Source organism: Rhizobium sp. AB2/73 (assembly GCF_020871915.1).
In the GTDB taxonomy this organism is placed as follows: domain Bacteria; phylum Pseudomonadota; class Alphaproteobacteria; order Rhizobiales; family Rhizobiaceae; genus Rhizobium; species Rhizobium dioscoreae.
The window spans coordinates 2,631,802-2,645,715 of the sequence record NZ_CP067071.1; the positions used below are offsets into that span (position 1 = coordinate 2,631,802).

At 60.6% G+C, this 13,914-nt stretch carries 9 protein-coding genes; 4 read left to right on the forward strand and 5 right to left on the reverse strand.

What is annotated here, in order from left to right:
* The first annotated feature begins 46 nt into the window (after nucleotides 1-46).
* Both I8E17_RS13070 and I8E17_RS13075 read left to right on the forward strand, forming a co-directional pair.
* Complete coding sequence (locus tag I8E17_RS13070) at nucleotides 47-1,237, forward strand: DUF459 domain-containing protein (RefSeq protein ID WP_069613265.1); 1,191 nt, start codon at nucleotides 47-49, stop codon at nucleotides 1,235-1,237.
* A gap of 238 nt (nucleotides 1,238-1,475) precedes the next feature.
* Entirely contained in the window at nucleotides 1,476-2,225 is a 750-nt protein-coding gene (locus I8E17_RS13075; RefSeq protein ID WP_069613266.1) for an aminoacyl--tRNA ligase-related protein, read from the forward strand.
* Between the two features lie 64 nt (nucleotides 2,226-2,289).
* Here I8E17_RS13075 and I8E17_RS13080 read toward each other — a convergent pair whose 3' ends face one another.
* Nucleotides 2,290-3,744, reverse strand: a complete 1,455-nt coding sequence (locus I8E17_RS13080) for a glutamate synthase subunit beta (protein ID WP_069613267.1) — start codon at nucleotides 3,742-3,744, stop codon at nucleotides 2,290-2,292.
* Nucleotides 3,745-3,921: 177 nt separating this feature from the next.
* A complete protein-coding gene (gene gltB, locus I8E17_RS13085; protein ID WP_113367407.1) occupies nucleotides 3,922-8,646 on the reverse strand; it encodes a glutamate synthase large subunit in 4,725 nt (1,574 codons plus the stop codon).
* Between the two features lie 567 nt (nucleotides 8,647-9,213).
* On the opposite strand from gltB, the gene I8E17_RS13090 reads away from it, so the two are divergent.
* On the forward strand, nucleotides 9,214-10,260 hold the full coding sequence (locus I8E17_RS13090; RefSeq protein ID WP_069613269.1) for a low specificity L-threonine aldolase: 1,047 nt from the start codon (nucleotides 9,214-9,216) through the stop codon (nucleotides 10,258-10,260).
* Between the two features lie 368 nt (nucleotides 10,261-10,628).
* Here I8E17_RS13090 and I8E17_RS13095 read toward each other — a convergent pair whose 3' ends face one another.
* Nucleotides 10,629-11,486 carry a LysR family transcriptional regulator gene (locus tag I8E17_RS13095; protein WP_069613270.1) on the reverse strand — a complete coding sequence of 286 codons (858 nt, stop codon included), beginning with the start codon at nucleotides 11,484-11,486 and terminating at the stop codon, nucleotides 10,629-10,631.
* Between the two features lie 107 nt (nucleotides 11,487-11,593).
* Between I8E17_RS13095 and I8E17_RS13100 the strand changes: the two genes are divergently transcribed.
* Entirely contained in the window at nucleotides 11,594-12,619 is a 1,026-nt protein-coding gene (locus I8E17_RS13100) for a bile acid:sodium symporter family protein (protein ID WP_069613271.1), read from the forward strand.
* A 93-nt stretch (nucleotides 12,620-12,712) separates the two neighbouring features.
* Here the strand turns inward: I8E17_RS13100 and tnpA are convergent, their stop codons facing one another.
* Nucleotides 12,713-13,147 carry an IS200/IS605 family transposase gene (tnpA, locus tag I8E17_RS13105; RefSeq protein WP_069613272.1) on the reverse strand — a complete coding sequence of 145 codons (435 nt, stop codon included), beginning with the start codon at nucleotides 13,145-13,147 and terminating at the stop codon, nucleotides 12,713-12,715.
* A 227-nt stretch (nucleotides 13,148-13,374) separates the two neighbouring features.
* Complete coding sequence (locus I8E17_RS13110; protein ID WP_015341097.1) at nucleotides 13,375-13,839, reverse strand: Hsp20 family protein; 465 nt, start codon at nucleotides 13,837-13,839, stop codon at nucleotides 13,375-13,377.
* Nucleotides 13,840-13,914: the final 75 nt, after the last annotated feature.

Sequence of the window (13,914 nt, forward strand, 5' to 3'; positions counted from 1 at the left end):
TGAACTCGTCATTTCGCGGCCGGGACTCGTGAGCGGAAAAGAAGCGATGATGAAACACTCTGCCCGCGCGACCACGGCAACTCTAAGGATTGTTCTGACGGCATTTCTCAGCGTCGTCATCGCGTTTGGCTGCCTGCAGAATATGGCGCAGGCGCAGGAGCGGCCGCGGCGGAACCTGTTCGATATGCTGTTCGGCACCCGCGAGCCCGATTACCCGGATCAGCCCATCGAGCAGCCGCCGCCACGGCGCAAGGTGCAGCCGAAAAAGCGGCCAACCCCGCCGCCACGCCAGCCGGTTGCGCAGCCTGAAACGCCACCGCCCGCAGAAAAGCTCCCCGATGCCAAGACCATCCTTGTCGTCGGCGATTTTCTGGCAAGCGGCTTGGCAACCGGGTTGGAGGATGCCTTCTCCACCTCCCCCGGCGTCGTCATCCAGTCCCGCGGCAACGTCGCCTCCGGTCTCGTGCGGCAGGATTATTACAATTGGCCACAGCAATTGCCTGGCATGATCGATCAGCTGAAACCGGCCATGGTCGTGGTCATGATCGGCGCCAATGACCGCCAGCAGATGATCGGCGACGGGCTGAACGAGAAATACGGCACCGACCCGTGGTTCCTTGCCTATGAAGAACGCGTGCAGCAATTCGCCAAGCTGGTGACGAGCCGCCATATTCCGCTGCTCTGGGTCGGCCTGCCATCCTTCGGATCCGATCAGCTGACCGCCAGCGCTGTCAAGCTCAACCAGATCTATCAAAGCCAGACCACCAGCGTCGGCGGTGAGTTCATCGACATATGGGACGGATTTACCGACCAGAACGGCGAGTTCATCGTCACCGGCTCCGATATCAACGGCCAGCAGGTCCGGTTGAGAACGACCGACGGCGTCAATCTGACGGCAGCCGGCAAGCGCAAGGTCGCCTTCTATCTGGAGAAATCCGCACGCCGGATCCTGGGCGATCAGGCAAGCCCGGACATCACGCGCCTGGACACGGGCAATCCGCTGCCGGCGCAACAGACCAATCTTCCTGGCGCAGAACCGGAAAAGATTACCCGCACGCAACCGATGAGCCTCTCCGATCCCGATCTCGACGGCGGCTCGCAGCTTCTCGGCAGCAGCCCCGCGCCTGCCGCAACGACTTCATCGCCACGCGATCTTCTGGTCGAAAAAGGCCTGATGGACCCGGCGCCAGTTGGGCGCGTAGACGACTACCGATTGCCGGGATCGGTTGCACGATAGGCGACCCGGAGGCGGTTTGACAACGCGACGCCCCGCCAATAGAAGAACTGCATGAGCACCAAAAGCGCAGATCAGATCGATCGTTACCGCACCTGCCCGCAGGTTGTGGTTTTGCGCGCTTTCTCCGGACGAGGTCTCCGCGTCCAGTCGTGACAGCCGGAGGCGTTGATGCGTCCGGCGGCTGCTGGACGTAAAGCCCCAACCTCAAGACATCAACGTTGTCCATGGAGAATGGCACGTGCTCAATATCTATAACGTCAATTCGCTCGTTCACTGGGAAGAGCGGGACATTAAACTGCGCGACGATTTCATCCGCTTCTTTTCCGATGAAGTCGCGAACTTCCTGCGATCGATAAACCCCGCCTGGAGTACGCGAAGGGTCGAAGCACCGGCTCTGATGCCTCGAAACCTTGTTTCGGACGCCTATTCCAACTCAGACATATGGGTGCAGGAGCAAATGTCGAACACCGAGACCGAACTTGTGTTGCGGCCGGAAACGACACCTTCAACCTATGCCTACATGCAGCATCTTCTTGGAAACCATTCCAGAACAAGGTTGCCGCTATGCGTCTGGCAGGCCGGAAAATCCTATCGCCGGGAACAGGACCAGCCGAGCAAGCATGTGCGACTCAAGGAGTTCTGGCAGCTCGAATTCCAATGCGCCTTTACTGCAGATAGCGGCAATGATTATCACGCCACCTCCCTCGAACCGGTCCGCCGGATGATCGCCTCGGTCGTGCATCTGCCGACGCGGATCGTCCCATCCGATCGGCTCCCGGCCTATTCCGAGGTGACGATGGATATCGAGGTAGACAACGGCGATAAATGGATGGAGGTCTGCTCGATCTCGAAACGCACGGATTTCCCCCAGCGCTACCGCAGCCAGCCGAAGAAGGGCGCCGCGATAGACCATGACGTCACGGTGCTCGAAATCGCCATCGGTCTCGACCGCTGCGTCTACAACTGGAATATCGCCGCAAGCCGGTAACGACAAAGGCCGGGTTCATCGAGAACCCGGCCTTCAATAACTTTGCGCGAACGGACGGCGAAACTTAGTTCGGCAGAACCGTCGAACCCATCAGAGCCTCGTCGATCGCGCGCGCGGCCTGACGTCCCTCGCGGATCGCCCAGACCACCAGCGACTGGCCGCGGCGAACGTCGCCGGCGGTCCAGAGCTTGTCGACAGAGGTCTTGTAGTCCTTGTCGTTGGCAACGACGTTGGTCGAGCCGCGGCGGTCGGTATTCAATGTCAGCTTGCCGTCGAGTTCCTTGAGCACGCTGTCGGTGAGCGGACCGCGGAAGCCGATGGCGATGAAGGCGAGATCGGCGCGGATGACGAACTCCGTGCCGGCGATCGGCTTGCGGCGTTCGTCCACTTCGCAGCACTTCACGCCGGTCAGCACGCCGTCTTCGCCGATGAACTCCAGCGTAGCGACCTGGAATTCGCGAACCGCGCCTTCGGCCTGCGAGGAAGACGTGCGCATCTTCGTCGCCCAGAACGGCCATACGGCGAGCTTGTCTTCCTTCTCCGGCGGCTGCGGGCGAATGTCGAGCTGGGTCACCTTCACAGCACCCTGGCGGAAAGCCGTGCCGACGCAGTCGGATGCCGTATCGCCACCACCGACGACGACGACATGCTTGCCACCGGCCAGGATCGGATCGGCAGGCCAGCCGACGCTGTCGATATTTTCGCGGCCGACACGGCGGTTCTGCTGCACGAGATAAGGCATGGCGTCATGGACGCCTGCCAGCGTCGTGCCGGGAATGCCGGCTTCGCGCGGGGTTTCCGAGCCGCCGCAATAGAGCACGGCATCGTGCTCCGCCAGAAGCTGCTCGACCTTGACATCGACGCCGACATTGACGCCGCAATGGAAGGTGACACCCTCGCCCTTCATCTGCTCGACGCGGCGATCGATGAAGTTCTTCTCCATCTTGAAGTCCGGGATACCATAGCGCAGCAGGCCGCCCGGCTTGCTTTCGCGCTCGTAGACATGGACGTCGTGTCCGGCACGGCCGAGCTGCTGGGCGGCTGCCATGCCGGCAGGGCCGGAGCCGATGATCGCGACCTTCTTGCCCGTATGCACGGTTGCCGGCTGCGGCCGGATGAAGCCGAGCTCATAGGCCTTGTCGGCAATCGCCTGCTCGACAGTCTTGATGGCGACCGGCGCATCTTCCAGGTTCAGCGTGCAGGCCTCCTCGCAGGGCGCGGGGCAGACGCGGCCGGTGAATTCCGGGAAGTTGTTGGTCGAATGCAGGTTATGGATCGCCTGTTCCCAATTGTTGTTGTAGACGAGGTCGTTCCAATCGGGGATCTGGTTGTGCACCGGGCAGCCGGTCGGGCCGTGGCAATAGGGAATGCCACAGTCCATGCAGCGGGCTGCCTGTTTCTGCACTTCCTGGTCCGACATGGGGATCGTGAATTCACGGAAATGCCGGATGCGATCCGACGCCGGCTGATACTTCGCCACCTGCCGGTCGATTTCCAAGAAGCCTGTTACCTTGCCCATGCTTTCGTTTCCTCACTCTAAAAGAGGAGCTCATGGCTCCCGTGCCGGAGGGCCGTCTCGGTTTCCCTGCTTGGCACTTTAATTCAAATCCGATTCCGCTATTCGACAGTCGCGATCGCCGTAACGGCGATCGCAATGCGAGGCGAAACCCTCGGCTGGTTTCGGAACCGGGGCGGATTACTCCGCCGCCACGCTCATCCGGCTACGCTCCATTTCCTCAAGGGCGCGGCGGTATTCGACCGGCATGACCTTGCGGAATTTTGGGCGGTAGTCGGCCCAGTGATCGAGAATCTCCTTGGCTCGCGTCGAGCCCGTATAGTGGACGTGGTTCGAAATCAGCTGGAACAGACGCTCTTCGTCGTGGCGCGTCATGTCATCGGAGACGTCGACGCGTCCCTTATGCATGATGTCGCCACCGTGATGATGCAGCTTCTCCAGCAGCTCGTCTTCCTCCGGAACCGGCTCCAGCTCGACCATCGCCATGTTGCAGCGACGGGCGAAATCGCCCTTTTCGTCGAGAACATAGGCCACGCCGCCCGACATGCCGGCCGCGAAGTTGCGCCCGGTTTCGCCGAGCACGACGACGACGCCGCCGGTCATATATTCGCAACCGTGGTCGCCCACGCCTTCGACGACGGCGATCGCGCCGGAGTTTCTGACCGCGAAGCGCTCACCCGCGACACCGCGGAAGTAGCACTCGCCCTCGGTCGCACCGTAAAGCACGGTATTGCCGACGATGATCGAGTTTTCGGCGACGATCTTCGAATTCTCCGGCGGACGGATGATGATGCGGCCGCCCGAAAGGCCCTTGCCGACATAATCGTTGCCGTCGCCGACGAGGTTGAAGGTGACACCGCGCGCCAGGAACGCGCCGAAGGACTGACCGGCCGTTCCCTTCAGGGTGACGTTGATCGTGTCGTCCTTCAGGCCGCGATGGCCATAGCGCTTGGCGACTGCGCCCGACAGCATGGCGCCGGCCGAACGGTCGACGTTCTTGATGTCGACTTCGAAGGCGACCGGCGTCTTGGAAGACAGGGCGGGTTCAGCCTTCTCGATCAGCTTGCGATCGAGAATGTCGTCGATCGGGTGCTTCTGCACCGTCGTCCAGTAGGTCTCTTCCTTCGGCGCATCGACCTTGTGGAAGATACGGCTGAAATCGAGGCCCCTCGCCTTCCAGTGGGCGAGCATCTCGTCTTTCTCCAGAAGCTCGGAAGCGCCGATGATATCATCCAGCTTGGCAACGCCGAGCGAGGCGAGGATCTCGCGCACTTCTTCCGCCACGAAGAAGAAGTAGTTGATGACATGCTCCGGCGTGCCCTTGAAGCGCTTGCGCAGGACCGGGTCCTGGGTGGCGACACCAACCGGACAGGTGTTGAGATGGCACTTTCGCATCATGATGCAGCCGGCAGCGATCAGCGGCGCAGTCGCAAAGCCGAATTCGTCGGCACCGAGCAGCGCGCCGATGATGACATCGCGGCCGGTCTTCAGACCGCCATCCACCTGCAGGGCGATGCGCGAGCGCAGCCCGTTCAGCACCAGCGTCTGCTGGGTCTCGGCAAGGCCGATTTCCCAGGGCGAACCTGCATGCTTCAGCGAGGTCAGCGGCGAAGCGCCGGTGCCGCCATCATAGCCCGAGACGGTGATGTGGTCGGCGCGCGCCTTGGCGACGCCGGCGGCAACCGTGCCGACGCCGACTTCAGAGACGAGCTTGACCGAGACATCCGAGGTCGGGTTGACGTTCTTCAGGTCGTAGATCAGCTGTGCCAGATCTTCGATCGAATAGATGTCATGATGTGGCGGCGGCGAGATGAGGCCGACGCCCGGCGTCGAATGCCTGGTCTTGGCAACCGTCGCATCGACCTTGTGGCCCGGCAGCTGGCCGCCTTCGCCGGGCTTGGCGCCCTGCGCGACTTTGATCTGCAGCACGTCAGCATTGACCAGATACTCGGTCGTCACGCCGAAACGGCCGGAGGCGATCTGCTTGATGGCGGAGCGTTCCGGGTTCGGCGAGCCGTCGAAGAGCGGCATGTAGCGATCGGCTTCCTCACCGCCTTCACCGGTGTTCGACTTGCCGCCGATGCGGTTCATGGCGATCGCCAGCGTCGTATGCGCCTCGCGGCTGATGGAGCCGAAGGACATGGCGCCCGTCGAGAAGCGCTTGACGATATCGGCGGCCGGCTCAACCTCGTCGATCGAGATCGGCTTGCGGCCGAGCGCTTCCGCACCCCTAATCTTGAAGAGGCCGCGGATGGTGTTCATTCGAAGCGCCGACTCGTTCACCATCTCGGAGAATTCGCGATAGCGGTCCTCGGCATTCCCACGCACGGCGTGCTGCAGGGCAGCCACCGCATCCGGCGTCCAGGCGTGGCTTTCGCCGCGCATGCGGTAGGCATATTCGCCGCCGATGTCGAGCGTGCTTGCCAGCAGCGGATCGCGGCCGAAGGCAGCCTTGTGACGGGAGACGGTTTCCTCGGCGATCGTCTCGAGACCAATGCCTTCGATCATCGTCGCGGTGCCGAAGAAATACTTGTCGACCAGCTCCTGCTGCAGGCCCACGGCATCGAAGATCTGCGCGCCGCAATAGGATTGATAGGTCGAGATACCCATCTTCGACATGACCTTGAGGATGCCCTTACCGACAGCCTTGATGTAGCGGTAAACGACTTCGGTCGCGTCCACTTCCTTCGGGAATTCGCCGCGCTGATGCATGTCGAGCAGCGTGTCGAAGGCGAGGTACGGGTTGATCGCCTCGGCACCATAACCAGCCAGCAAGCAGAAATGATGCACTTCGCGCGGCTCGCCGGTTTCGACGACGATGCCGACCGATGTGCGCAGGCCCTTGCGGATCAGGTGATGGTGCACGGCAGCGGTCGCCAGAAGGGCCGGGATCGCGATGCGGTCCGGTCCGATCTGGCGGTCTGACAGCACGATAATGTTGTAACCACCGCGAACCGCCGCTTCCGCCCGCTCGCAGAGACGGTCGAGCATCTCGGGCATGCCTTCGGCGCCACGTTCGACATCATAGGTGAAGTCGAGCGTCTTTGTGTCGAAGCGATCCTCGGTGTGACCGATCGAGCGGATCTTTTCGAGATCGCCATTGGTCAGGATCGGCTGGCGCACTTCCAGGCGCTTGGCGTTGGCCATGCCGGTGTGATCGAGCAGGTTGGGGCGCGGGCCGATGAACGACACGAGGCTCATGACCAGCTCTTCGCGGATCGGATCGATCGGCGGGTTCGTCACCTGCGCGAAGTTCTGCTTGAAGTAGGTATAGAGCAGCTTCGGCTTGTCGGACATGGCCGAGATCGGCGTATCCGTGCCCATGGAGCCAACGGCTTCCTGCCCCGTCGTCGCCATCGGCGACATCAGGAGCTTGGTGTCTTCAGCCGTGTAGCCGAAGGCCTGCTGGCGGTCGAGCAGCGACACGTCGCGACGCAGCGCCCGCGGCTCCACCGGCTTCAGGTCTTCGAGGATCAGCTGCGTGCGGTTCAGCCAGCTGCGATAAGGATGCTTGCCCGATAGTTCCGACTTCACCTCGTCGTCGGAGATGATGCGGCCCTTTTCCATGTCGATCAGCAGCATCTTGCCCGGCTGCAGGCGCCACTTCTGGATGATCTTCTCTTCCTCGACAGGCAGAACGCCGGCCTCGGACGCCATGATGATGCGATCGTCGCTGGTGACGAGATAGCGGGCCGGACGCAGACCGTTACGGTCAAGCGTCGCGCCGATCTGCTTGCCATCGGTAAAGGCAACGGCGGCTGGGCCATCCCATGGCTCCATCAGGGCGGCATGATACTCGTAGAACGCCTTGCGTTCCGGCGCCATCAGCTGGTTGCCGGCCCAGGCCTCAGGGATGAGCATCATCATGGCATGGGCAAGAGAGTATCCGCCGCGCACGAGGAATTCGAGCGCGTTGTCGAAACAGGCGGTGTCCGACTGACCTTCATAAGAGATCGGCCAGAGCTTGGAAATATCCTCGCCGAACAGCGGCGAAGAGACTGAGGCCTGGCGGGCGGCCATCCAGTTGACGTTGCCGCGCAGCGTGTTGATTTCGCCGTTATGCGCGACCATGCGGTATGGATGGGCAAGCTTCCACGACGGGAAGGTGTTGGTCGAGAAACGCTGGTGCACAAGGGCAACCGCCGTCTCGAAACGCGGATCGGACAGGTCCTTATAATAGGCGCCCACCTGATAGGCGAGGAACATGCCCTTGTAAACGATGGTCGAGCTCGACAGCGACACGGGATAGAAGCTGCTCTCCTCGCCCTCATATTCCGCATAGATGCGGTTGGAGATCACCTTGCGCAGGGTGAAGAGGCGGCGCTCGAATTCCTCGTTGGTGCCGGCATCGCGGCCGGCACCGATGAAGACCTGCACATGATGCGGCTCGGTGGCGGCGATATCGGGCGCCTTCGACAGCGAGGAATTATCGACCGGCACGTCGCGGAAGCCGAGCAGAACCTGGCCCTCTTCGGCAACGACCTGCGTGATGGCGGTCTTGAAATGCTCGATCAGCGCTTCGTCACGCGGCAGGAAGAAATGGCCGACGCCATATTCGCCCGCCTTCGGCAGGATCACGCCCTGCTTCGCCATCTCTTCACGGAAGAAGCGATCGGGAATCTGCACGAGAATGCCCGCGCCATCGCCCATCAGCGGATCGGCGCCGACGGCACCGCGATGCGTCAGGTTTTCGAGAATGAACAGGCCGTCGCGCACGATCTGGTGCGACTTCTGGCCCTTCATATGCGCGACGAAGCCGACGCCGCAGGCGTCATGCTCGTTGCGCGGATCGTAAAGGCCCTGTTTCGGCGGGATGCCAACAGCGCGTTTCGACGTCTTGGCCGTAGCGGCAGCGTTCACTGCAGCAGTCTGGTCAAAACTCGTCAACGTCGTCCTGTTCGTCATGGTCTTCCCTCCGGTAAGGCCCGCGTCGCGGGCGCTCCTTCGTCCCGCGCGGTCCGTTTCCGGGGCCGACGCGCGACAGCGCTGTTGCATTGTGAAGATCCGGCCGCGAACCGCAGCTCCTTTAAGTGGAGCCCGTCGTCAGCGTTCCGCGCCCTGCTATTCCACCGCCGCATTGCCCGCGCCTCAAAAGGCTTGAAAGGGCATGCTCCTGGTAACTATAGCTCGAAATCCCGACATCGTCAGGACCCTGGGGGCACATCTTCGGCCTCGGCGGCCAAAATAGGACAGCAACCCTGTCCTAATTCATCAGCTCTATGCCAGAAAGCTTGCGCCTTCGCAAGAGCAAAACGGCAAAATTTCGTCAACGAAAGACGGAAGATTGCCTTTGTTGCAGGAATAGAGCAATAAAGTTTCGCTGCGACGCATCATTTTATTTGTTGATTGCGTCAATCAATTTCTGTGATGCCTTCTTCAAACTCATGCTCTTGATAGGTTTTTGCATTGGCGTAATGTCCGGCCGACCCTATCTAATCCAGCCGCCATTCAATCTTCATCTGGTGCATTTTCATGTTCTTTGCTTCCGATAACTGGGCCGGCGCCCATCCCAAAGTCGCCGAACGTCTGCTCGCCGCGTCGAGTGGTTTTGCCTCCGCCTACGGCACAAGCGAGCTCGATCAGCGTGTCGAAGCCAGATTCTCCGAGATCTTCGAGCGCGAGGTCGCGGTCTTCTTTGTCGCAACCGGTACGGCCGCCAATTCGCTGTCGCTTGCCAGCCTCCAGAAACCGGGCGGCATCAGCTTCTGCCATACCGAAGCGCATGTAGCCGAGGACGAATGCGGTGCTCCTGATTTCTTCAGCGGCGCACGTCTTGCCACCGTCGAGGGCGCTCTCGGCAAGATCGATCCCAAGGCGCTCGCCACCAAGATCGCCCGTTTCCCGCAGGATGCCGTGCATCATGGCCGCGCCGCCGCCGTGACGATCACGCAGGCGACGGAAATCGGCACGGTCTATTCGCTGGATGAGATCGACGCCATCGCCGCCATCGCCAAGGCAAACGGGCTACCGCTGCACATGGATGGCGCGCGCTTCGCCAACGCACTGGTCGCGCTCGGCACGACGCCTGCCGAAATGACATGGAAGCGCGGCGTCGACATTCTTTCCTTCGGCGCCACCAAGAACGGTTGCTGGTGCGCCGAGGCGATCGTCTTCTTCGATCCGGAAAAGGCAAGGGAAATGCATTTCATCCGCAAGCGCGCCGCCCAGCTTTTCTCCAAGTCGCGCTTCATCGCCGCCCAGTTCGATGGCTATTTCCAGGACGGCCTCTGGCTCGACCTCGCCCGTCATTCCAACGAGATGGCCGATCGCCTGCGCGCCGGCATCGAAAAGACCAGCGGCGCTCGTCTCGCCTGGCCGACTGCCTCGAACGAGGTTTTTGCGATCATCCCAAAATCCTCCGCCAAGACCGCAGAAGACAAGGGAGCGAAGTTCTACGAATGGCCGATCCCGGAATCGCAGCCGGATCTGGTCGGCAGCGATGAAACGCTGATTCGCCTCGTGACCAGCTTCGCCACCACGGAGGCCGATGTGACGAATTTCCTTGCCTGCCTGGCCTGACCCGCATGAAAAGAGCGCCGTGACTAGCTTTCAGGCCAGACGGCGCTCGCAATGGGGCAAGAGATCAATTTTGATTTCGATGGGCGATCATTGCGAAGTTCGATAGATCGTCGCGATCGGATGCCGGTGCGTTGTGTATAATCATCGTCATTGCCACGACGCAGGCGACAAGCCCGGAAATGAAGATGGCACCATAGATCATCGCGCGACTATTCCTCCGCAATTCCCTCATCGCCACCTGAGATAGCAGAAGAAGCTGACTTCCGCCTGAAAACGGGCGCGCAATAAATCAGCCGGCGAAATAAACACGGATCTCATCTGCATGATGGGAAACGGCTTTTAACGATAGCTGATAGACGATTTCGCTGTCAGCTTGATCGAGGCCCCCGCACCTTGGAGAGTATGTCGTCAGAGAGCGCACTAACCAAAAGTTGGTCCGCGCCCTTGCGCGGCACAAGCACGAACTCCACGTCCTCAAGGATGGGCAGCCAGCCCGGGGCTATCTCGATCAATCCCGCCGGCGCCATGCTTTTCGGCTGCACGAGAACACCCATGCCGGCGCGCGCTGCTGCGGTCAGGCCACTCAAGCTGCCGCATGTGCAGACGATGCGCCACGGCATATGCTGTCGTCGCAATGCCTCCAGCGCGACCGCACGCGTCACGCTCGGTGTCGGAAAGGCGATCAGCGGCAATGGTCCTGCAAGCCTGCGGATGCGATCCGGGTCGCGGGCCAGCCAGACCAGCGGCTCGCGGTAGACAAGCTTGCCCCTCACGTCGCCGAGCCTGCGCTTGGCAAGCACCAGATCGAGATCGCCATTATCCTGCATTTCATAAAGCACACCGCTGAGCGCGACCGTCAGCTCGAGATCGACGGATGGATGCGAACGCACGAATTCCTCCAATACGTCCGGGAGTTGGCTGGTAACGAAATCCTCGGAAACTCCAAGCCGGAGATTGCCGCGCAGGCTGTTGCCGGCAAAAAGCTGACGCACCTCCCCTTCGATCGACAGCATCTGGCGCGCATGGCCGAGCAGCGCCTCGCCGTCGCCGGTCAAGACGACGCGATGGGTATCGCGAGCCAAGAGCTTTCTCCCCAATTCGGCTTCCAGCCGCTGTATATGCTGGCTGACCGTTGACTGCCCGAGCCCCAGCCGCTCGGCCGCAAGCGTGAAACTACCCATCTGCTCGACGGCGACGAAGCTGCGCAACTGCGTGAGATCCAGCATGGATTATCCTATAATGTGATAACTGTTATTCCTTGCATCGTGGATCACAATAGGTCTATCTGCAAGGAATAATCATCAAGACTTGCAATGCGATTGGGGTAGGCACGATGCGCCGCTTTCTTCCAGACACCTTCACCATGCTGCTGGTGCTCACCGTTCTGACGGCGTCCTTCTTTCCGGTGCAGGGGGCCAGCGCTCACTATTTCAGCATTGCCACCAACTTCGCCATCGGGCTGCTGTTCTTCCTCCATGGCGCGCGCCTCTCGCGCGATGTCGTCATCGCCGGCATGCTGCACTGGCGGCTGCACCTTGTCATCCTGCTGACGACCTTCGGTATCTTCCCGCTGCTGGTGCTGGCCATGGGCCATATCGTTCCGAACAGCATCCTCCCCGTATCGCTCTATACCGGCATGCTGTTTTTGAGCGTGCTGCCTTCGACCGTGCAGTCTTCGATCGCCTTCACTTCCATCGCCGGCGGCAATGTTCCGGCTGCGATCTGCTCGGCATCGGCCTCCAATATCTTCGGCATGTTCCTGACGCCGCTGCTCGTCGGCATTCTGTTTTCGGTCGGCGGCCAGGGCGGTGGCTTTTCCTGGGATGTTCTGTGGCAGATCATGCTCCAGCTGCTCGCCCCGTTCATCGCCGGCCAGCTGCTGCAGCCATGGATCGGCGACTGGATCCGTTCGAAGAAAAAGATCCTGATGCCGGTCGATCGCGGCTCGATCCTCATGGTCGTCTATTCCGCCTTCAGCGAGGCCGTGGTGGAAGGGCTGTGGCATACCTTCTCCGTCCTCGACATCGTCACGGTCATCATCGCGAACATGGTGCTTCTGGCTATGGTGATCTGCATCACCATGTTCGGCAGCCGTGCCCTCGGTTTTGAAAAGGCTGACGAGATCACCATCACCTTCTGCGGCTCGAAGAAGTCGCTGGCAAGCGGTGTGCCGATGGCAAACGTCATCTTCGCCGGCCAGAGTATCGGCGCCATCGTGCTGCCGCTCATGCTGTTCCATCAGATCCAGCTGATGACCTGCGCCGTGCTTGCCCAGAAATACGCCGATGCCGCCAAGCGGCGCGAGGCTGCGAAGGCACAGGCCGGCGCAAAGTCCGGCGAAGCGACGAACGCGGCCTGAGCCGTCCGATATCAGACAAAAAGTCATGACCTCCACCAGAGGTGGAGGTTTGAAACGCTGCGCTTGAACCGCTAGAAGCGGTATTGTTAGCGCTTAGTAGCTACGATTGAAGAGGTCGGCAAAGTCGGAAGCTTTGTCGGCCTTTTCCTGATTACGGATATATTGTCTGACGACCTGCTCATTGTAGCCCGTCGTGGATACAAAATATCCGCGTGCCCAAAAGTGATACCCTTTGTAGCGGCGCTTGCGCGCATATTTGTTCGCTACGTAAAGGGCCGTCTTGCCCTTCGAGAAGCCGACAATATGCGAAACCGAGTATTTCGGTGGGATCGATATCAACATATGCACATGGTCGGGCATCAGATGACCCTCCTCGATCTGGCAGCCTTTCTGCTGTGCCAGCCGACGCAAGAGTTCTCCCAACTCACGCCGCACGTCCCCGTAAAGTCTTTTCGTGCGGTATTTGCTGCCAAAAACAATGTGATACTTGCAGTCCCACGTCGCATGCGAGAGCGTCTGCTCATCCATAAAACCTCCTTGTTCGAAGTCTGGGCCACCCCAGCGGTTCAAGCAGGAGGTCTCTCAACTACCGTGTAGAACTCGTCCAGTCCTCCACCGTAGGTGGAGGTTTATTTATCGATATAACGAAAGCGGCGCCCCGATGGAGCGCCGCTTCTTTTGATCTTGGGAGGATCAGGAGCTTAGCGGCCAGAGACCGCCAGCCCGGCATGACGGTCCAAGACCGTCAGCCGTACTTAGTTGATATGAGCCTCGATGGCCTTCGGGGTTTCCACGGGCTCGGCCGCGATGGAGATACGGCGGGGCTTCATGGCTTCGGGAATGTTGCGCAGCAAGTCGATGTGCAGCAGACCGTTCTTCAGTGAAGCTGCCTGGACCTCGACATGGTCGGCAAGCTGGAAACGACGCTCGAAGGCACGCTTGGCGATACCGCGATAGAGATATTCGCTGGTTTCAGCCGGCTCTTCGCTCTTTTCACCCTTGACCTGAAGGACATGGGCGTGGGCTTCGATGCTCAGTTCCTTTTCATCGAAACCGGCAACGGCCATGGTGATGCGATAGGTGTTTTCACCCGTGCGCTCGATATTGTAGGGCGGATAGGTCTGGGCCTGATCCGGCTGGCCAAGGCTGTCGAGCATGGTGAAGAGACGGTCGAAACCGACGGTGGAACGATAAAGGGGAGAGAAGTCTACGTGACGCATGGAAGTCCTCCTGTGAGCGACAATTGCGATTTCAATTCTGTCCCATGACCCCACTCTCGGCGGCCTCGGGACGGT

What these genes read in the sequence shown, in the direction of transcription:
- I8E17_RS13070 (WP_069613265.1), top strand. Translation starts at nt 47, where the DNA reads ATGATGAAACACTCTGCCCGCGCGACCACGGCAACTCTAAGGATTGTT.
- I8E17_RS13080 (WP_069613267.1), bottom strand. Translation starts at nt 3,744, where the DNA reads ATGGGCAAGGTAACAGGCTTCTTGGAAATCGACCGGCAGGTGGCGAAG.
- gltB (WP_113367407.1), bottom strand. Translation starts at nt 8,646, where the DNA reads ATGACGAACAGGACGACGTTGACGAGTTTTGACCAGACTGCTGCAGTG.
- I8E17_RS13090 (WP_069613269.1), top strand. Translation starts at nt 9,214, where the DNA reads ATGTTCTTTGCTTCCGATAACTGGGCCGGCGCCCATCCCAAAGTCGCC.
- I8E17_RS13095 (WP_069613270.1), bottom strand. Translation starts at nt 11,486, where the DNA reads ATGCTGGATCTCACGCAGTTGCGCAGCTTCGTCGCCGTCGAGCAGATG.
- I8E17_RS13100 (WP_069613271.1), top strand. Translation starts at nt 11,594, where the DNA reads ATGCGCCGCTTTCTTCCAGACACCTTCACCATGCTGCTGGTGCTCACC.
- tnpA (WP_069613272.1), bottom strand. Translation starts at nt 13,147, where the DNA reads ATGGATGAGCAGACGCTCTCGCATGCGACGTGGGACTGCAAGTATCAC.
- I8E17_RS13110 (WP_015341097.1), bottom strand. Translation starts at nt 13,839, where the DNA reads ATGCGTCACGTAGACTTCTCTCCCCTTTATCGTTCCACCGTCGGTTTC.